This is a genomic window from Pseudomonas sp. PICF6 (assembly GCF_009831705.1).
Classification (GTDB): domain Bacteria; phylum Pseudomonadota; class Gammaproteobacteria; order Pseudomonadales; family Pseudomonadaceae; genus Aquipseudomonas; species Aquipseudomonas rhizophila.
In genome coordinates this window covers 287,320-304,397 of the sequence record NZ_WUUD01000026.1, presented here as the reverse complement: position 1 = coordinate 304,397, position 17,078 = coordinate 287,320, and the positions used below count along the sequence as shown (strand labels likewise).

Genomic DNA, 17,078 nt, shown 5'->3' with positions numbered 1-17,078 from the left:
GGGTTGTTCACCGAACGTGTGATCAACACAACACCCTGTGGGAGCGAGCCTGCTCGCGATGGCGGCCCCAGCATCACTGAAAAAATCAGCGCACCGTCGGCGCAGCCGGCATCACCTGTTCACCGACACAAACCCCGCGCAACTGCGTCTCGAACTGCTCGATCACCGATGGCCAGCCCTGGCGACTGGCATGCTGGCGCGCATTGAGCCGCACACAACGCAAGGTTTCACGCTCTTCCAGCAGCCACCGAGCCGCGTCGCAGAATGCCTCTTCATCCCCCGGCATGGCCAGCACGCCGTTGTGACCGTGACGGATGTGTTGCGCCGCCGCGGCCTGATCATAGGCCACCACACCCAACCCGGACGCCAGCGCCTCCAGCACGACATTGCCGAAGGTTTCGGTCAGGCTCGGAAAGACGAATACATCCCCGGACGCATAGTGGCAGGCCAGCGATTCGCCACGCTGGGCCCCACAAAAGATCGCGTCGGGCAGTTCCTGTTGCAGCGCGGCCCGTTGTGGACCGTCGCCTACCACCACCAGTTTCAGCCGCCGCTCCGGGAAAGCGCTGCACAGTGTGTTGAAACTGCGTTTGAGCAGACCCAGGTTCTTCTCCGACGCCAGACGCCCGACGTGGATCAGCGCAATATCGTCATCGCCCAAGCCCCAGGCCTCACGCAGGGTTGTCGAGCGTTTGATCGGATGGAACAGTTGGCTGTCCACACCGCGGGACAACAGCGCCACGCGCTCGAAATGCCGGCGTTCCAGCTCCATGCGCTGGCTGAGGCTCGGCACCAGGGTCAGGCTGGAGCTGTTGTGGAACCAGCGCAGGTAATGGGTGAGGGCCCGACTCAACAACCCGAGGCCATACTGCTGGGTGTATTGCTGGAAATTGGTGTGGAAGCCACTGACTACCGAGATGCCCAGGCGCCGGGCCGCCCGCAATGCCGATAAACCCAGCGGCCCTTCCGTGGCGATATACAGCACGTCCGGGCGATGACGTTTCCAGCGCCGCAGCAGCTTGTGCATCGAAGCCTGGCCCCACTGCAAGCCCGGATACCCCGGTAGCGGCCAGCCTCGGCACAGCAACAACTGCTCGTCGCTGGCCTGGCGTTGGTCGCCAGCCTGACGGGGCCGTATCAATTCCACCTGATGCCCGCGAGCGCGCAAGCCGTCGCACAGGCGGCCCAGGGTATTGGCCACGCCATTGATTTCCGGCGGGAAGGTTTCGGTGATGAGGGTGATATGCAGGTGTGTGCTCATGACCCCAGTGTCGACCGGGGCCATTTCGCCATTGTGACGCTTGAATGATGGATTTGTGACAGGTCAGCCTTGGCGGGCCTACGCGGTCTCGGCGCCTTGCTCGCGCACCCAGAACAAGGTCGCGCCGGCTACCGCTGCCGGCATCATCAGGATGTTGACCACCGGGATCAGCAGCACCAGGTACACGCTGCCGCCAAAACCCAGGCTCTGCCAGCGTTTTTCCCGCAGCCAGGCGAGCATTTCGTTCCAGCCCAGCTTGTGGTTGTCCGCCGGGTAGTCGATGTACTGGATCGCCATCATCCACACCCCGAACAGCAGCCATAACGGCGCGGCGACGATATTGATCACCGGAATGAAGGACAGCACCAGCAGGCCCAGGGCGCGGGGCAGGAAGTAGCCGAGCTTGCGTGCCTCCCGGGCCAAGGTGCGAGGGATCATGGCGATCAACTCGCCCCAACTGAAGGCCGGGAAGTCGTCGGTGCCACGGATCACCACTTCGACTTTCTCCGCGAGAAAACCGTTGAACGGCGCGGCGATGACATTGGCGAGCATGGTGAAGGTGAAAAACACCATCAGCACCACAAGCACCACAAACAGCGGCCACAGGACATAGTTGAGAAAGCTCAGCCAATCCGGTAACGACGGCATCAGCGTGTCGACCCAAAGGCTGAACTGATGGCCGGCCAGGTAGATCAATCCGACGAACAGCACCAGGTTGATCACCAATGGCAACAGCACAAACAAGCGCAGACCCGGGCTTAAGACCAGTTTGAGTCCTTCTCGCAAATATTGCGGGCCGGACAGGACGGGGGCGGGCATAAGAGGCTCCGAGCGAAGATGAACGCGCCGACCATACCGGCTTTGCCGGGCTCGGGAAAGCATCGACATGGCGTGTAACAACGTTTGCCGAGTTTATTGAACTGACTGATCTGGATAGAGCTCACCTATGAGCTGGATTGTTAAACCGTATTTCCTTAATCTTCGCTCCCTCGATACGCTGCACCCATTCTTTTCAGGACTGTCGAACCCAAGCCTTCCCCAAGTGCGTCAACAGTCCCTTTTATTCGCGCCGCTCACCCGGCGTTCCGGCCCGCAAGGGCCGGTCAACAGGAGCAGGTCATGTCTGAAGTGCGTCATTCGCGAGTGATTATTCTCGGTTCCGGCCCTGCCGGTTACAGCGCTGCGGTGTATGCCGCCCGTGCCAACCTCAAGCCGTTGCTGATTACCGGCATGCAAGCCGGCGGTCAATTGACTACCACCACCGAAGTCGACAACTGGCCGGGCGACGTCCACGGTCTGACCGGCCCGGTGTTGATGGAGCGTATGAAAGAGCACGCCGAGCGCTTCGAGACCGAGATTGTTTTTGACCATATCAATGCCGTGGACTTCGCCGCCAAGCCGTACACCCTGACCGGTGACAGCGCGACCTACACCTGTGATGCCCTGATCATTGCAACCGGTGCCAGCGCTCGTTACCTGGGCCTGCCATCGGAAGAAGCCTTCATGGGCAAAGGCGTTTCCGCCTGTGCCACTTGCGACGGCTTCTTCTACCGCAACAAGCCCGTGGCTGTGGTGGGTGGCGGTAACACCGCCGTCGAGGAAGCCCTGTACCTGGCCAACATCGCCAGCACGGTCACCCTGATCCACCGTCGCGAAACCTTCCGCGCCGAGAAGATCCTGATCGACAAGCTCAATGCCCGTGTGGCTGAAGGCAAGATCATCCTCAAGCTCAACGCCACCCTGGATGAAGTGCTGGGCGACAACATGGGCGTGACCGGTGCCCGGCTGAAGAACAACGACGGCAGCTTTGACGAGATCAAAGTCGACGGTGTGTTCATCGCCATCGGCCACACCCCGAACACCTCGTTGTTCGAAGGCCAGCTGGAACTCAAGGACGGCTACCTGGTGGTCAAGGGCGGCCGCGACGGCAACGCCACCGCCACCAGCGTCGAAGGTATCTTCGCGGCCGGCGACGTGGCGGACCACGTCTACCGTCAGGCGATTACCTCGGCGGGTGCCGGTTGCATGGCAGCCCTGGACACCGAGCGTTACCTGGATGGTCTGCAGAACGCTTCGTTCTGATTCAACAGGTACAAAAAAACCGGCTTCGGCCGGTTTTTTTATGCGCGGGATTTTTCTGTTCAGTGGACAAGATGTTTTGTTCACCACAACCCCCCTGTGGGAGCGAGCCTGCTCGCGATGGCACCGGGTCAGCTTGCATCAGTGTTGGATGTGCCACCGAATCGCGAGCAGGCTCGCTCCCACAGTTTTTTGTGTGGTCAGGGGAATCTGTATTTCAAGACAGCTTCGCCAAGCACGTCTCCAGAATATCCAACCCTTCCTCCAACACCGCCGCCTCGGTCGTCAACGGCGCCAGCAGCCGAATGATGTGCCGTGATTTGCCACTGGGCATCAGCAACAAACCAGACTCCCGCGCCAAGGCCAGCAATTGTGTCAATTGTGCCGAGGCCGGGCTGCCGTCGGCATGGGCCAGTTCGATGCCGCGCATTGCCCCGACGCCAGTCAGGCGGCCCAGGTAAGGGGACAGCCCGCGACTGCGCCATGACGCGTAGCGGCTGACTATCGCCTCTTCCTGTTGCGTGCCCCAGGCTTGCAGGTTTGCGTCGGTCATTTCCTCCAGGGTCGCCAATGCGGCGGCGCAGGCGATGGGATTGCCTGAGTAAGTGCCGCCCAAGCCACCTTTGGGCAGATTGTCCAGCAGCGCCTTGCGCCCCACCACGGCACCCAGGGGGACGCCGCCGGCAATGCTTTTACCCAGCAGGATCAGGTCCGGCTCGATACCCAGTCGCGAGAACGCAAAGCGCTGGCCGGTGCGACCGAAGCCGGACTGGATTTCATCGATGATCAGCACGATGCCTTTCTCGTCGCAGAACTGCCGCAGGGCCTGGGCGAAGGCAATATCCATCGGCAGGAAACCGGCTTCGCCCTGCACAGGTTCGACGATGAAACACGCCACGTCATTCACGTCGATCTCGACGCTGAACAACCGCTCCATGGCCTTCAACGCCTCTTCGCAGGTGACGCCGTTGTCCTTGCTGGGGTAGGGCAGGTGATAGACCGGTCCGGGCAGTACGCCGACTTTCTGTTTGTAGGGCGCGACCTTGCCGTTGAGATTGAGAGTGGCCAGGGTTCTGCCGTGGAAGCCGCCATCAAAGGCGATGACGGCCGTGCGCCCCGTGGCGCCGCGCACGATCTTCAAGGCGTTTTCCGCGGCTTCGGCGCCGCTGTTGGTGAGCATGCCGCTGACCGGGTAATCCACCGGGATAAATGCTGCCAGACGCTCCATCAATTCGATGTAGGGTGCGTGCGGGGCGGCGTTGAAGGCGTAGTGCGTCAGCCGGGTTGCCTGTTCGCGGATGGCTTCGACGACACGGGGATGGCAGTGGCCAAGGTTCAACACGCCGATGCCGCCCACGAAATCGATGTAGCGTTTGCCGTCGGTGTCCCAGACCTCGGCATTTTTGCCGTGGCTGAGGCTGACAGGGTGCACGGTGGAAATCGATTGGCTGATGGTTTCACTGCTCATGGATGACGGCTCGGGGGAAGGAGAGATTCCCTTTATCTAAGCCGCGAGCAGAGGTGGCCGGCAAACGAAATAAAGTTGCCGGGTCAATCTTAAAAGTCGGGATGTGAGATCAGTGAGTCTGGCGAGAACTGTTTCTGTGGCGAGGGAGCTTGCTCCCGCTGGACTGCGCAGCAGTCCCAAATCAGCACGCCTGGAGCATCAGTTCACATGCCGGGGCCGTCTGGGGGCTACTTCGTAGCCCAGCGGGAGCAAGCTCCCTCGCCACAGAAAAGCGGACCTCGGCACAGAGGGGAGGCGCGTTGGGTCAGCGCCGCCGCAACGGCTGTGTTTCGAACTTCACACCCGCCAAGCCATGGGCCATCAGCGCCCGGATATTGCCGTGGTCGCTGCCCTCAGGCGTGGCCAGTACCGACCGGTAATGTTCGCCGAACGCCAGCAGCGCTTCTTCATCGCTCAAGCCTTCGAGCAGCGCCAGGCCCAGGGTCTTGCAGGAACCTTCGTTCTGCCCGGCGGCGTTGTCGACGTCACCGTTTTTAAAAGGCTGAGGCTGGTAGTCGTAGCCATTGGCGATAAACGCCAGGGTGTCGGCAAAAATGTGTTCGCCGCTCTTGAGGCTGGCGCGCAGGGTGTTCAGGTCAGGCATCGGATTTTCCTTTGGCGAACGCCGCTTGCTGTTCGGCGCTGGCTTCTTGCTGGTATTGGGCTTTCCACTCGGCGTAGGGCATGCCGTAAACCACTTCGCGGGCGTCATCGAGGCTGACCTCGATCTGGCGTTCATCGGCAGCTGCCTTGTACCACTTGGACAGGCAGTTACGGCAGAAGCCGGCGAGGTTCATCAGGTCGATATTCTGCACATCCTTGCGGCTGTCCAGGTGGGCAACCAGCCGACGGAAAGCGGCGGCTTCAAGTTCGAGGCGTTGTTGGTCGTTCATGGTGGTCTCTGCGAGACAGCTTCAAGTGGCAAGCTTCAAGCTGCAAGTGGGTTTGCGGTCATCAGGCTTGAAGCTTACAGCTTGTAGCTTTTAGCGGCTACGAAGTAGCCCGGCTGGCGGCGAGCGTAATCGATACCGACTCGGCAAATCGCAAGGCGTGGGGCTTGTCGACTTCGACTTCGGCATACAGCACCGATTCGTTGGCCATGACCAGATCGAGCAGTTCCTGGGTCAGGCGTTCGAGCAGGGCGAAACGGTTGCCTTCCACGTGGGCGATGATCGCCTTGGTGATGGTGCGGTAGTTCAGAGCGTGGTCGATGTCGTTGTCGCGCACCGCATCCTGGGCCGCGTAGAGGATGGTCAGGTTGATCAACACATCCTGTTTGTTGAGGATTTCGTCCTCGTTGATGCCAATGAACGTGCGCAAGCGCAAGTCCTTGACCTTGATGCGCGCCATGGCGGGTTGAAGTTGTGGCATTTACTTGCTCCGTCGAATCAATTGCAGGAACTCCTGGCGGGTGGTGCTGGATTCGCGAAAGACGCCGAGCATCACCGAGGTGTTCATGGTCGAGTTCTGTTTTTCGACACCGCGCATCATCATGCACATGTGCTGGGCTTCGATCACCACCGCAACGCCGGCGGCCTGGGTGACCTGCTGCACCGCGTCGGCAATTTGCCGGGTGAGGTTTTCCTGGATTTGCAGGCGGCGGGCGAACATGTCCACCAGCCGGGCGATCTTCGACAGCCCCAGGACCTTGCCCGTAGGAATATAAGCCACATGAGCCTTGCCAATGAAGGGCAGCAGATGATGTTCGCACAGGGAATAGAGTTCGATGTCGGCGACGATCACCATTTCATCGCTGTCGGAGGCGAACAGGGCGCCGTTGACGATCTGTTCGACGCTTTGTTCATAGCCGTGACAAAGGTACTGCATGGCCTTGGCCGCGCGCACCGGAGTATCCAACAGGCCTTCGCGTTCCGGGTCTTCACCCAGGCCGATGAGGATCTCGCGATAGTTCTGGGGCGATAGCGCCATGGTGCATCCTCGAAGCAAGGCTATTTGACGTGCCGGCCGCCGTTGACGGTCAGGGTCGTGCCGGTGACGTAGGGGTTGTCCAGCAGATAACGCAGGCTCTGATAGATCACTTCGCTGCCGGGCTCGATGCCCAGCGCGGACTTGGCCAGGGCCTTGGCACGGTAGGCCGCGTCGTCTTCGGGATTGAACAGTAGCAGGGCCGGGGCAATTGCGTTGACCTTGATGTGTGGCGCGTATTTCGCCGCGAACGACAGGGTCAGGCTTTCGAGCCCGGCCTTGGTGGCGCAATAGGCGATATGCCGGCTGCTGCCCTTGCGCGTGACGTCATCGCTGATGTGCACGATATCCGCCGGGGTTGAGCGTTGCAGCAGCTCGGCACACTGCAGGTTGATCAGGTAGGGGGCGAGCATGTGCACGGCGAACATGGCGTTGAACGCAGCGGCTTCGTGGCCGGGCGTCTCGGTCATCCATGCCGAGGCGTTGTGGACAATGGCGCGCAATCGGTCGGTGTGCTGCTTGAGCTGATCAATGAAGGCCGAAATCCCGGTTTCATTGGAAAAGTCAGCGAACAGCACGATCGCCCCCAGATCCCGCAACGCCTGCACGCCCGGGCGCTCGGTGCGGAAAGTGGCGATTACCGGATGACCGTCTTCGAGCAATCGACGGGCGCAGTGCAAACCGACGCGCTGGGCTGCGCCAGTGATCAGGATCGGAGCGGTGGCGCTGGGCATAGGAAGGCTCGGTTCACGGCAATCGCAAAACTATAACAGCGACGCAAGGTGGCGACGACTCTGTGGGAGCAAGCCCTCTCCCACAGTGACCCTTGTTGAACGCGAACGCTGCGGCCGACGAGAGCGGCCCGGCATCACTGATTCTGCGTAGCCGGCTTGGCTGGCAGTGCTTTGGGCGCTGCACCGTTCAACCAACCCGCCAGCAGGTGAGTCGACATCGGAATAAACAGATAGACCATCAATGGCGTCAGAATGAGTGTGCTGATCAGCACGCGGCTCATCATTCCCAGCTCACTGAGCAATGGCCCCAGCAGAAAGTTGAACAGCAGCGACACCGGAAAGAACGCGAGCCAGATGGCCACGGCCTGTTTCCAGCGCGGTGGCCGTTGATCGCCGGCGCCAAACCAACCGTCGATACCGCGCACCCTGTGTTCCGAAGGGTGGGCAAACAGCTCGCTGCCTCGCGCCAGCCACGCCGTGCGCGAGGCTGAGTGTTCCCAGGCGTGCAGAGTCTGCTCGTCGGCAAAGCGGAAAATAATCTGGAATTCATCGCTCTGAGGCGGTGGCGCGAGTACACCGGAACCCAGGTAGCCGGGAAAGTCGGTGGCCAATTGTTCGCCTTCGCGCAACCAGACGATCAGGTCCTGATAGCGCCCATTGGCGACACGACGGGCCACCATCAAGGTGACGGGTGAGGTAGACATTATGTATCTCCGTAAAACAGGTGCGGTACTCCGGGTAGGAGATTCGCGGGAACGCCCCAGGGTGGTGGGGCGCGTCCGTTCGCCAAAAAGCACGCAAGGTTTATTCCTTCTTGAGTGAAAAGCAACAAAATCGCGCACCAGTGGCGTTTGTTCTTGTCATCCTATGACTCAGAGGGAGTACACTGGGATCCAATTTGCCAGCCGGAATTGTCTGCCAAAATGAGCGTAATCACTGAGGATAACTTCGTTTTCCAGGCAACCACTGCCTTGAGGCAGGAGGAACTGTTCCCCATCCGCGAAGTAGCGCGACTGACCGGCGTGAATCCCGTGACCTTGCGCGCATGGGAGCGTCGCTACGGTCTGATCCAGCCCACGCGCACCGAAAGCGGGCATCGCTTGTACTCCGTGGGCGATATCGAAAAGGTGCGCAGCATCCTCGCCTGGATTGAGCGCGGGGTGGCCGTGAGCAAAGTGGGAAAGATCCTGACCAAGACCGAATCGGTGCAACCGGTTTCCGCGCTTATTTCCTCGGATCTGGTGAGAGCCGATTATGCCCAGTGGCAACAACAGGTGGCTGGCGCGGTTGGCAACTTTGACGACATAGAGCTGGACCGTCTCTACGGGCAGATATTTTCCACCTACGCCGTGCCGATCGTATTTCAGGACATCCTGATGCCGGTCTGGCGGCAGTTGCAGCAACGCCAGCAGGAGTTCGGACAAACCAGCGAATGGGTGTTTTTCGATGGGTTCCTGCGCTCACGCATTATCCAGCGACTCCTGCTCAAGCGCGAAGCCCAGTCGCGACGGGTGTTGGTCGTGGGCATTGTCGGTCAATGTCGAGAGCTGGAGTTGCTGGTCACGGCGCTGTTCGTCTCCAAGGCTGAAGTCGGCGTCAGGGTGTTGACCATTGGGCTGCCATTCGACGAACTGACCCTGGTGTGCCAGAAGATCCAGCCGTTGGCGTTGGTGCTGGTTTCCAACCATGCACCCCCTGCCGAGTTACCCAAGCGCCTGAACAAGTTGGCGATGGGCCTGGACTGCCCGCTGATGCTGGCCGGTGATGCGTCCGATCTGCTTCAGGACAGCCTCGCGGGGTCGTCGATAGGTTGCCTGGGCAGTGAAGGGACCTTGATGCACCAGCGGTTGCGACAACTATTGGCAGGTACTTTGGATACCTGATAACCGGCAGGTCAAGCCGTGCATCAGATGTGCATGGCCGGATGGGTCAGGCGGTGTTGCTGAAGGATGTATTGACGCAGGCGTTCGGTCTCATCCTCGTCATTCTGGCTCAGGTGGTAGGCGTATAAGCCCTGATCGGTTTCCCGTTCCAGTGTGCCGCGCAAGGAAATCCTTTCATAACCTGACGGGCTGAACCACAAGGCAAATTGCTTTGGCGGCTTGGTCCGACTGCGGTTTTGCAACAGGATTCCTTTGCAGGACACCTCATGGGCCCAGAGCGGCCCGGGCAGGCCTTTGGCATTTTCCAGCGCCACCGGCTCGTCAAGCGTGAGGCGCCATGGCCGAATTTTCGGCCCATCTTCGTAGATGCTGGGCACACCCAGACGCAGGTGCATTGCGTGGAATTCGTCTTCCACCAGGTGCAACGGAAAAGTCATTTGCTGGTTTTCGAAGTTGGCTTGCAGCGTCACCTGTTCGTTGGCCGCCAGACGCGTCAGCAAGTCACGAATCTGCGACCCGCCGTTTACCAGCAAGCTCGACGTTACATCCCGCTCGTTGAGTTGCGGGTTGTGCTGCATGGTCCGGATGAAATCCAATTCATCCTGCGTCAGTAGGGCGTCGCGCTGCATGATGTGCTCGAAAAGAGGATTTACACTTTCACTGGTGATTGTAGTGACTGACCGCTAATTCGCCGGTTTGTTTGCGCCGTTCGTCGCTTCGAGTCGGGCAATGGTTGCTCGTGCTTCGGCCAGCTCCTTTTCCAGCTGGGCGACGCGTTGCTGAGCCTTGACCTGAGCGGTCACGTCTTTTTGCACGCCCACGAAATAAGTGCGTCCGTCAGCCTCGTTTTTCACCGTCGACAGAGACAACTCATTCCAGAAAGGGCTGCCGTCCTTGCGGTAGTTGCGCAGAATTTCCCGGCAGGCACCGTTCTGCTTGAGGGCCGTGCGAATCTGCTCCAGGGCCGGCTGGTCGCGATCACCTGACTGCAGGAATCGGCAATCCTGATAAAGAATCTCTTCACTGCTGTAGCCGGTCAGCCGTTCGAAAGCCGGGTTTACATAGATCAGGATATTGTCTTCATCGCCTTCTTTTTCAGCGATGACAATGCCGTCGTTCGAGGCGTTGATGACCAGTTGCATCAGTTGAGCATTAATCATGGGCGACATCCCTTGAACATCCCTGTGTGCGCTGCATTTTAGAAGAACCTACCGCGATGTCTACTGGCCATTATTGGATGTTGAGAGTCAATCGCAGCGTTGCGTCTGAGCCTGCTACTATCGCCGCTCTTTTTATTCAGGTTCAGGATCAGATTGATGAAAGTCGCCATCCTTTCGGGTTCCGTCTACGGGACCGCCGAAGAAGTCGCTCGGCACGCCGCCAAACTGCTCGGTGAAGCGGGTTTTGAAACGCTGCACAACCCGCGCGCAAGCCTTGCGGACATTCAGGCGTTTGGCCCGGCGGCCTTGCTGGCCGTGACTTCCACGACGGGCATGGGAGAGTTGCCGGACAACTTGATGCCCTTATATTCGACGATTCGCGACCAATTGCCAGCCTTTTTTCGTGACCTGCCGGGTGCCGTGATAGGCCTGGGCGACGCCAGTTATGGCGATACCTTCTGCGGCGGTGGCGAGCAGATGCGCGAGTTGTTCGCCGAGCTGGGCGTGCGCGAGGTATTGCCCATGTTGCGTCTGGATGCCAGCGAAAGCGTCACCCCGGAAACCGATGCCGAACCTTGGCTGGAGGCGTTGATCGACGCGCTGCGTCGCTAACGTAATGTGAGGTGAACGGCCACCCCCGGATGACTCGCTCGGCCAGTAAGCTGGCTGCCAATGCAACTACCGACCTCGCGGGAGCTGACTAGACTGGTTAGCTTGTTCATGACTGTTTCAGAACAAGCACCTATAACTAGAAAGCAGAGGTCAGAGCCGTGAGCGTAGCGCCCGTCCCATCGACACTCAGCATCAAGGATCAGGTCAGTGCCGCCGAATGGCAAACTCGCGTCGATCTGGCCGCCTGTTACCGGCTAGTCGCCCTGTATGGCTGGGATGACCTGATTTTCACGCATATATCCGCCAAGGTGCCCGGGACCGATGATTTTTTGATCAACCCGTTCGGGTTGATGTTTCATGAGGTCACCGCCTCGAGCCTGGTCAAGGTCGATCAGGCCGGCAACAAGCTGATGGACAGCCCCTACGAGATCAATCCGGCCGGTTATACCATCCACAGTGCGGTGCATGAGGTGCGGCACGATGTGGTGTGTGTGCTGCATACCCACACGGCGGCCGGCGTTGCTGTGTCGGCACAGAAGCAGGGTGTGTTGCCTATCAGCCAGCAATCGTTGTTCGTATTGTCGAGTCTGGCGTATCACGCCTATGAAGGCGTGGCCCTCAATCACGAAGAGAAGGCCCGCCTGCAGGCGGATCTGGGCGCCAATAATTTCCTGATGCTGCACAATCACGGTCTGCTGACCTGCGGCGGCACCATTGCCGACACCTTCCTGATGATGTTCACCTTCCAGCGAGCCTGTGACATCCAGGTCCTGGCGCTCAACGGTGGGGCTGAACTGATCGCCATCGAGCCGCAGATACTGGCCGGCGCCCGGGCGATGATTGCCGGGGTGACCAAAAGCGCCCAAGGCATGGGAGGCGCGCTGGCATGGCCGGCGTTGCTGCGCAAGCTGGATCAACAAGATTCGGGTTATAGATGCTGATGCCTCTGGTCCAGATTCCCCTGCGTATTTGGCGCCAGCGCGGCCAGACATTGATGTTCCGTGGCCACGCTATCCGGTATTGGGTGGCGGGGCACGGCGAGCCGTTGTTGCTGATCCATGGTTTCCCCACCGCCAGTTGGGACTGGCATTACCTGTGGCAGCCGCTGGCACAGCGTTATCGGGTGATCGCCTGTGACATGCTCGGTTTTGGCGACTCGGCCAAGCCGACGGATCATGTCTACAGCCTGTTGGAGCAGGCTGACCTGCAGCAGGCTTTGCTGGCGCATTTGAATGTGAAGCAAGCCGTGCATGTACTGGCCCATGATTATGGTGACAGCGTGGCCCAGGAACTGATCGCCCGTCACTACGAGGCGCGCATCGAACTCGCCAGTTGTGTCTTTCTCAACGGCGGTCTGTTTCCCGAAACCCATCGTCCGGTGCTGATGCAAAAACTGTTGCTCAGCCCCTTGGGCTGGCTACTGGGCCGAGCTTTTTCCCGAGAAGGCCTGGTCAAGAGTTTTCGCCAGATATTCGGTCCCAGGACTGGCCCGACCGAAAGCGAGCTGGACGATTACTGGAGCCTGGTCGAAACCCATCACGGACCGCGGATCATGCACAAACTCATTGCCTACATTCCCGAACGGCGTGTGCAGCGTGACCGCTGGGTGCAGGCCATGCAGCGCGGCGAGGTGGCGCTACGGGTGATCGACGGCGCGGTCGATCCGATTTCCGGTGAACACATGGTGGCGCGCTACGAGGCGCTGATCCCCAACCCCGACACCGTACTGCTGCCCGACATCGGCCACTACCCGCACACCGAAGCCCCGGTGCAGGTACTCAAGCATTACCTGGAGTTTCGCGAAAACATGGCCGCACCGGTCAGGCAGGTGGTCTGCTCATAACTGCTGAAGGTTGGAGCACTATCGCGAGCAGGCTCGCTCCCACAGAGAGGCGAGTCTGCGCAGGCCTGTGTGGGAGCGAGCCTGCTCGCGATGGCAGCGACTCGGTCCCGCCTCTGGTGAGGGTCACGGAGCCCACAGCAGATCCGGCTCGTATCATCCCCTCACCTTATTGGCCACCATTCACTTGCAACCCTGTTGATTGTGACCAACCGCCCTGTGCCCGACACTCGGGGCATTGTCCTATTGCCTGCTGGAGTTCTGCCCATGAGTGAATCTGTGCGCTTCGAAGATAAAGTCGTGATCGTCACGGGAGCTGGCGGTGGCCTGGGGCGAGCCCATGCCCTGTTGTTCGCCAGGCAGGGGGCCAAAGTGCTGGTCAACGACCTCGGCGGCTCTGCCCAGGGAGAAGGGGCCAACGCCTCGGCGGCGGATCGGGTGGTCGCTGAAATTCGCCAAGCCGGCGGCATTGCCGAAGCGAACCACGACTCCGTCACCGATGGCGACAAGCTTGTTCAAAACGCGCTCGACGTGTTTGGCCGGGTCGATGTAGTGGTCAACAACGCCGGGATCCTGCGGGACAAGACCTTCCACAAAATGGAGGACGCCGACTGGGACCTGGTCTACCGCGTCCATGTCGAGGGCGCCTACAAAGTCACCCGCGCCGCCTGGCCACACCTGCGTGAGCAGAATTACGGGCGGGTGATCTTTACGGCCTCCACGTCCGGCATCTACGGCAACTTCGGTCAATCCAACTACGGCATGGCCAAGCTCGGCCTTTATGGCCTGACGCGCACTCTGGCCATCGAAGGTCGCAAGAACAATATTCTGGTCAATGCCATCGCGCCCACCGGTGGCACCCGCATGACCGAAGGCCTGATCCCGCCGCAGGTGTTCGAACAGCTCAAGCCTGAACTCGTCAGCCCGTTGGTGGTGTACCTGGCCAGCGAGACCTGCCAGGAAACCTCCGGGTTGTTCGAAGTGGGCGGCGGCTGGATGGGCAAGGTGCGTTGGGAGCGCAGCCTGGGTGCCGGCTTCGATCCAAACAAAGGTTTCTCGCCCGAAGACGTCGCGGCCCACTGGCAGCAAATCTGTGATTTCGAGGGTGCGGTACACCCCAATGACAACCTTGAAGCGTTGAAGGAAATGATGGCGAACTTGCAGCGCTACACCGTTTGACCTTGCGGCCTCGACCCGTTGCCGTCACGCGCGGCAACGGTGGTCAGGGAACGTATTTCTTCACCAGCGCCGCCAGATTCGCGGCAGTCTCGATGTCCATCACACCGTCATATTTCGCTGGACGAAAGTGCAGCTGAAAGGCTCGCACCAAACGCTGAAAACCCGCACTTGTGGCGGCTGCCGACGTGTCATACCCATATTTGCGGAACAAGCCGAGCAGTTGCTCGCGAGTCGGCAGGCCGTTGCATTGGTAGGCACGGGTGTAAGCTTTCTGCGTGGGTTCATCGAACCATGCGCCGATGCCCTTCAGATACAGCGTATGCCAGGGGAACATCGGGCCGGGATCGCTTTTCCTGCCAGCGGCAATATCCGAGTGCCCCACCACATTGACCGGGCTGATGTCCGGATAGCGCTTGAGGATGTTCAACGCCAGGTATTCGATCGCCTCGACTTGCTGAGGTTGATAAGGCGGGAAAGTGAATTGCCCGTGGTTATCGGTGGCCAGGTTGACGATTTCAACACCGATCGAAGTGTCGTTCAGATTCGTGCGACCACCCCAACTGCTCACCCCCGCGTGCCAGGCTCGTTGGTTCTCGTCGACCAGATTGAAAATCTGCGGTTCCTGGAAACCTGCTTTCAAGTAACTCGGGTCGCTGAAGTCCGGGATGAGGTAGTGGGCGCTGACAGAGGAACCGGTCAGTGCGTTGATGGAGGATGAAAAGTTCGCGGCGGTGTAATGAAAGACTAGAAAACGAATTCTATTGTTGAAGCCTTTTACCGAGCGATAGCTGTTATAGTTGATAAGTGTCATAAAAACTCACTGAGGTTTAAAGTCAAAACAGAATGCTGTGACTGACATTCAGCCTAACAGTGAGTTTTTGATGGGGCCGTAGTGGGATTCTTGCTTTGTTGTAGGAACAGGCGTTTGGATGTCCGGGAATTGATCGTTAATGGGAGTGGGGTTTGTTCGCTATTTCTTATGGCGGGCTCTGGCAGTATTGTAGGAATCGAGAAGCTTTAGTTGAGGATGAGCCTAAATATTAAAAGGTAGCAGTTTAAGTGTGGCGCTGTTTTCGCTGATTAAATGATTCTTCCCGTCTATCTCGCGCAACTCAACATCCAGGCAAAACGCTCGGCGGACCACTCCTTGCGGTCTGACACTTGGCCATCGCCCAGTTCGATCACCCGCATTACACCGTCTGACCTGAGCGCTATGTCGATCGAGAAAAAAGGACTGTCGATCAGCTGTGCGCATTCGGTCACTAATTCGGGCACTTCATCGGTGGCGCCATAAGCCTGGCCGTGGAGCACAAAGTAGCGACGCTCGGTTTCTTCGAGTATTCCTCTCGTCGTCTGACACATATACCGCCTTCAATCTGCCCGCGATACTGACGCATGGCCCCAACCAGCGGCGCTATGTCTTCGGGAGTGTCCACCAGGCTGCCTCCACTGGTGTTAAGTGACTTTACGTAGTCCTTGATGAAGTAGCCCGGCCATTGCAACCCTTGGAGGGCCTGATTGAAGTTTGCATCACTGGCCAGTACCACGGTTTCGCTCGTACAGGCAGCCAGCAACGGATACCACTGCGGCAAGTGATGACAATTTTGGTATTGCGTGGCGTTGGTCACCTCAATGGCACCTTTGTCGCGCATGTGCATAGCCAACGCAGCATAAGCATCAGGCGTCAGCATCCACCCCCGGTACAAAATGCAGTCGCCGGGCGTGAGGGGTACAGAAGTCTTGAAAGTCCCTGCTTCGAAATCTTCAAAAGAGAACAGCGCGGTCTGTAGTCCGGTGGTCACTACTGCGTCGTACTCTTCCATGTACTGTTCATCGGGGCGTTTTTTATCAAACGGATCGCTAGGGTAGAGAAGATACATATCGCTTTCTCGATTTACTCAGTGTCGCGTTTTCGGTGGTTTTTGATGTGTCGCTTAGACATCATTGCGTTGATGTTATTGATGTTGTAAATCTCACTGCCCAGGTTTATGTATTGTTTGTGGTGTGTTGATTTTCTTTTCGATACGTGCATTTCAAATGTCCCTGCCAGTACTCACTGTATGCAGCCGTGCCTGTTCATTTATTCGTCACCATCAAGGCGGCGAAAAAGACTATAAGTTCGATTGCATAGGCTGGGCAGGTGAGAGATTCCGACCATGTTGTAGGAATCGAGAAGTTTCACGCAGGAAATCAACCCACATAAAAAAAGGCCGCTGCAAAAAGCAGCGGCCTGAAAATGACGTTGCAAAGGAGCAAAAAACCAACGTCAGTGAACACGGGAGGTGATGGACCGATGCGCCAATCCATCCGAATGACGGTGCGCCGGTCGCGAGGGACGCGATGGCGGCTTGTGCCTGCAGGCCCGTTGCCCTGAAAGCCCGGCCAGCATAGGGATTGGCCATCGTCGGAAACAGCCCGGATCCGGACATGCACCGTTGCAGGGCGCGCAACAGTTAACAGGCCCGATGAATATGCGCGGCGCTGATAACCCATCATCCAGTGCGTCCATGCGCGGCGCAAAGCCCCGTATTCCATGACCTGTAATCCTTTCGGGGTACAGCGCGAATACCTCCTTGGTGCGCTTATCGCCCATGTCGTGCGGCAGTAGGGTGAAGGCTCTGTCACTCACCGGGGAAGACGCATGACAACAATAACAATGCGCGCCATCTTCAAACCGCAGGCGCTGGCCGTCGCGGTGGCCTTGGGTTGCTCTGCCCAGGCGCAGGCCGTTTCATTCAACATTGGCGAGATCGAGGGGCAGTTCGACTCCTCGTTGTCCGTGGGCGCGAGCTGGGGCATGCGCGACGCCGACCGGGACTTGGTCGGCAGCGTCAACGGCGGTACGGGGCAGTCGTCCACCGGTGACGATGGGCGGCTGAACTTCAAGAAGGGCGAGA

Annotated in this window: 22 protein-coding genes; 7 read left to right on the top strand and 15 right to left on the bottom strand. The window is 59.0% G+C overall.

What is annotated here, in order from left to right; all coding sequences use genetic code 11:
- Nucleotides 1–85: 85 nt before the first annotated feature.
- Both GSM73_RS17945 and cysZ read right to left on the bottom strand, forming a co-directional pair.
- Nucleotides 86–1,285: a glycosyltransferase family 1 protein gene (locus GSM73_RS17945; protein WP_076383571.1), complete on the bottom strand. Its 1,200-nt coding sequence runs from the start codon at nucleotides 1,283–1,285 to the stop codon at nucleotides 86–88.
- A 54-nt stretch (nucleotides 1,286–1,339) separates the two neighbouring features.
- Nucleotides 1,340–2,080 carry a sulfate transporter CysZ gene (gene cysZ / locus GSM73_RS17940; protein WP_160893400.1) on the bottom strand — a complete coding sequence of 247 codons (741 nt, stop codon included), beginning with the start codon at nucleotides 2,078–2,080 and terminating at the stop codon, nucleotides 1,340–1,342.
- Between the two features lie 300 nt (nucleotides 2,081–2,380).
- On the opposite strand from cysZ, the gene trxB reads away from it, so the two are divergent.
- A complete protein-coding gene (trxB, locus tag GSM73_RS17935) occupies nucleotides 2,381–3,343 on the top strand; it encodes a thioredoxin-disulfide reductase (protein WP_047228640.1) in 963 nt (320 codons plus the stop codon).
- 214 nt (nucleotides 3,344–3,557) lie between these two features.
- On the opposite strand, the gene GSM73_RS17930 is transcribed toward trxB, so the two are convergent.
- The 7 genes from GSM73_RS17930 to GSM73_RS17900 all read right to left on the bottom strand — a co-directional run bounded on the left by GSM73_RS17930 (nucleotide 3,558) and on the right by GSM73_RS17900 (nucleotide 8,211).
- Nucleotides 3,558–4,808 (bottom strand): aspartate aminotransferase family protein, encoded by a 1,251-nt coding sequence (locus tag GSM73_RS17930; RefSeq protein ID WP_160893398.1) that lies wholly within the window; start codon nucleotides 4,806–4,808, stop codon nucleotides 3,558–3,560.
- A 304-nt stretch (nucleotides 4,809–5,112) separates the two neighbouring features.
- On the bottom strand, nucleotides 5,113–5,451 hold the full coding sequence (locus GSM73_RS17925) for a HopJ type III effector protein (protein WP_047228638.1): 339 nt from the start codon (nucleotides 5,449–5,451) through the stop codon (nucleotides 5,113–5,115).
- Complete coding sequence (locus GSM73_RS17920) at nucleotides 5,444–5,740, bottom strand: DUF1244 domain-containing protein (protein WP_047228637.1); 297 nt, start codon at nucleotides 5,738–5,740, stop codon at nucleotides 5,444–5,446. The genes GSM73_RS17925 and GSM73_RS17920 overlap by 8 nt, the downstream gene beginning before the upstream one ends.
- A gap of 97 nt (nucleotides 5,741–5,837) precedes the next feature.
- Nucleotides 5,838–6,218: a dihydroneopterin triphosphate 2'-epimerase gene (gene folX, locus GSM73_RS17915; RefSeq protein ID WP_047228636.1), complete on the bottom strand. Its 381-nt coding sequence runs from the start codon at nucleotides 6,216–6,218 to the stop codon at nucleotides 5,838–5,840.
- On the bottom strand, nucleotides 6,219–6,776 hold the full coding sequence (gene folE / locus GSM73_RS17910) for a GTP cyclohydrolase I FolE (protein WP_047228635.1): 558 nt from the start codon (nucleotides 6,774–6,776) through the stop codon (nucleotides 6,219–6,221). It abuts the gene before it with no gap.
- Nucleotides 6,777–6,796: 20 nt separating this feature from the next.
- The gene (gene folM, locus GSM73_RS17905) at nucleotides 6,797–7,507 is read right to left on the bottom strand and encodes a dihydromonapterin reductase (RefSeq protein ID WP_047228634.1); all 711 of its coding nucleotides are present in this window, start codon (nucleotides 7,505–7,507) and stop codon (nucleotides 6,797–6,799) included.
- Between the two features lie 134 nt (nucleotides 7,508–7,641).
- The gene (locus GSM73_RS17900) at nucleotides 7,642–8,211 is read right to left on the bottom strand and encodes an antibiotic biosynthesis monooxygenase (protein WP_047228633.1); all 570 of its coding nucleotides are present in this window, start codon (nucleotides 8,209–8,211) and stop codon (nucleotides 7,642–7,644) included.
- A gap of 219 nt (nucleotides 8,212–8,430) precedes the next feature.
- Between GSM73_RS17900 and GSM73_RS17895 the strand changes: the two genes are divergently transcribed.
- Complete coding sequence (locus GSM73_RS17895) at nucleotides 8,431–9,390, top strand: MerR family transcriptional regulator (protein ID WP_160893396.1); 960 nt, start codon at nucleotides 8,431–8,433, stop codon at nucleotides 9,388–9,390.
- Nucleotides 9,391–9,413: 23 nt separating this feature from the next.
- On the opposite strand, the gene GSM73_RS17890 is transcribed toward GSM73_RS17895, so the two are convergent.
- Together GSM73_RS17890 and GSM73_RS17885 are read right to left on the bottom strand one after the other, a co-directional pair.
- The gene (locus GSM73_RS17890) at nucleotides 9,414–10,019 is read right to left on the bottom strand and encodes a hypothetical protein (protein ID WP_047228631.1); all 606 of its coding nucleotides are present in this window, start codon (nucleotides 10,017–10,019) and stop codon (nucleotides 9,414–9,416) included.
- A gap of 54 nt (nucleotides 10,020–10,073) precedes the next feature.
- A complete protein-coding gene (locus GSM73_RS17885; protein ID WP_047228630.1) occupies nucleotides 10,074–10,550 on the bottom strand; it encodes a PAS domain-containing protein in 477 nt (158 codons plus the stop codon).
- 156 nt (nucleotides 10,551–10,706) lie between these two features.
- Here GSM73_RS17885 and GSM73_RS17880 point away from each other — a divergent pair, with 156 nt between their 5' ends.
- From GSM73_RS17880 to GSM73_RS17865, 4 genes are all read left to right on the top strand, one after another.
- Nucleotides 10,707–11,162, top strand: a complete 456-nt coding sequence (locus GSM73_RS17880) for a flavodoxin (protein WP_076383576.1) — start codon at nucleotides 10,707–10,709, stop codon at nucleotides 11,160–11,162.
- Nucleotides 11,163–11,320: 158 nt separating this feature from the next.
- Nucleotides 11,321–12,103: a class II aldolase/adducin family protein gene (locus GSM73_RS17875; protein WP_047228628.1), complete on the top strand. Its 783-nt coding sequence runs from the start codon at nucleotides 11,321–11,323 to the stop codon at nucleotides 12,101–12,103.
- Nucleotides 12,103–13,005 (top strand): alpha/beta fold hydrolase, encoded by a 903-nt coding sequence (locus GSM73_RS17870; protein WP_139049181.1) that lies wholly within the window; start codon nucleotides 12,103–12,105, stop codon nucleotides 13,003–13,005. The genes GSM73_RS17875 and GSM73_RS17870 overlap by 1 nt, the downstream gene beginning before the upstream one ends.
- 264 nt (nucleotides 13,006–13,269) lie before the next feature.
- A complete protein-coding gene (locus tag GSM73_RS17865) occupies nucleotides 13,270–14,181 on the top strand; it encodes an SDR family oxidoreductase (RefSeq protein WP_076383577.1) in 912 nt (303 codons plus the stop codon).
- Nucleotides 14,182–14,224: 43 nt separating this feature from the next.
- Here the strand turns inward: GSM73_RS17865 and GSM73_RS17860 are convergent, their stop codons facing one another.
- The 4 genes from GSM73_RS17860 to GSM73_RS17850 form a co-directional block, all read right to left on the bottom strand.
- The gene (locus GSM73_RS17860) at nucleotides 14,225–14,992 is read right to left on the bottom strand and encodes an N-acetylmuramoyl-L-alanine amidase (protein WP_047228626.1); all 768 of its coding nucleotides are present in this window, start codon (nucleotides 14,990–14,992) and stop codon (nucleotides 14,225–14,227) included.
- Between the two features lie 287 nt (nucleotides 14,993–15,279).
- Complete coding sequence (locus tag GSM73_RS27505) at nucleotides 15,280–15,543, bottom strand: ATP-grasp domain-containing protein (protein ID WP_256676944.1); 264 nt, start codon at nucleotides 15,541–15,543, stop codon at nucleotides 15,280–15,282.
- A complete protein-coding gene (locus GSM73_RS17855; RefSeq protein WP_256676972.1) occupies nucleotides 15,444–16,061 on the bottom strand; it encodes a hypothetical protein in 618 nt (205 codons plus the stop codon). Before GSM73_RS17855 ends, GSM73_RS27505 begins: the two co-directional genes overlap by 100 nt.
- A 310-nt stretch (nucleotides 16,062–16,371) precedes the next feature.
- Nucleotides 16,372–16,716, bottom strand: coding sequence for a hypothetical protein (locus GSM73_RS17850; RefSeq protein ID WP_160893394.1), 345 nt, complete (start codon nucleotides 16,714–16,716; stop codon nucleotides 16,372–16,374).
- Nucleotides 16,717–16,822: 106 nt separating this feature from the next.
- On the opposite strand from GSM73_RS17850, the gene GSM73_RS27500 reads away from it, so the two are divergent.
- Nucleotides 16,823–17,078: DUF1302 family protein (locus tag GSM73_RS27500; RefSeq protein ID WP_372241396.1), on the top strand; the 256-nt coding region annotated here is incomplete at its 3' end.

Coding starts and splice junctions, on each gene's coding strand:
- GSM73_RS17945 (WP_076383571.1), bottom strand. CDS start 1,285: ATGGCCCCGGTCGACACTGGGGTCATGAGCACACACCTGCATATCACC.
- cysZ (WP_160893400.1), bottom strand. CDS start 2,080: ATGCCCGCCCCCGTCCTGTCCGGCCCGCAATATTTGCGAGAAGGACTC.
- trxB (WP_047228640.1), top strand. CDS start 2,381: ATGTCTGAAGTGCGTCATTCGCGAGTGATTATTCTCGGTTCCGGCCCT.
- GSM73_RS17930 (WP_160893398.1), bottom strand. CDS start 4,808: ATGAGCAGTGAAACCATCAGCCAATCGATTTCCACCGTGCACCCTGTC.
- GSM73_RS17925 (WP_047228638.1), bottom strand. CDS start 5,451: ATGCCTGACCTGAACACCCTGCGCGCCAGCCTCAAGAGCGGCGAACAC.
- GSM73_RS17920 (WP_047228637.1), bottom strand. CDS start 5,740: ATGAACGACCAACAACGCCTCGAACTTGAAGCCGCCGCTTTCCGTCGG.
- folX (WP_047228636.1), bottom strand. CDS start 6,218: ATGCCACAACTTCAACCCGCCATGGCGCGCATCAAGGTCAAGGACTTG.
- folE (WP_047228635.1), bottom strand. CDS start 6,776: ATGGCGCTATCGCCCCAGAACTATCGCGAGATCCTCATCGGCCTGGGT.
- folM (WP_047228634.1), bottom strand. CDS start 7,507: ATGCCCAGCGCCACCGCTCCGATCCTGATCACTGGCGCAGCCCAGCGC.
- GSM73_RS17900 (WP_047228633.1), bottom strand. CDS start 8,211: ATGTCTACCTCACCCGTCACCTTGATGGTGGCCCGTCGTGTCGCCAAT.
- GSM73_RS17895 (WP_160893396.1), top strand. CDS start 8,431: ATGAGCGTAATCACTGAGGATAACTTCGTTTTCCAGGCAACCACTGCC.
- GSM73_RS17890 (WP_047228631.1), bottom strand. CDS start 10,019: ATGCAGCGCGACGCCCTACTGACGCAGGATGAATTGGATTTCATCCGG.
- GSM73_RS17885 (WP_047228630.1), bottom strand. CDS start 10,550: ATGATTAATGCTCAACTGATGCAACTGGTCATCAACGCCTCGAACGAC.
- GSM73_RS17880 (WP_076383576.1), top strand. CDS start 10,707: ATGAAAGTCGCCATCCTTTCGGGTTCCGTCTACGGGACCGCCGAAGAA.
- GSM73_RS17870 (WP_139049181.1), top strand. CDS start 12,103: ATGCCTCTGGTCCAGATTCCCCTGCGTATTTGGCGCCAGCGCGGCCAG.
- GSM73_RS17865 (WP_076383577.1), top strand. CDS start 13,270: ATGAGTGAATCTGTGCGCTTCGAAGATAAAGTCGTGATCGTCACGGGA.
- GSM73_RS17860 (WP_047228626.1), bottom strand. CDS start 14,992: ATGACACTTATCAACTATAACAGCTATCGCTCGGTAAAAGGCTTCAAC.
- GSM73_RS27505 (WP_256676944.1), bottom strand. CDS start 15,543: ATGTGTCAGACGACGAGAGGAATACTCGAAGAAACCGAGCGTCGCTAC.
- GSM73_RS17855 (WP_256676972.1), bottom strand. CDS start 16,061: ATGTATCTTCTCTACCCTAGCGATCCGTTTGATAAAAAACGCCCCGAT.
- GSM73_RS17850 (WP_160893394.1), bottom strand. CDS start 16,716: ATGGAATACGGGGCTTTGCGCCGCGCATGGACGCACTGGATGATGGGT.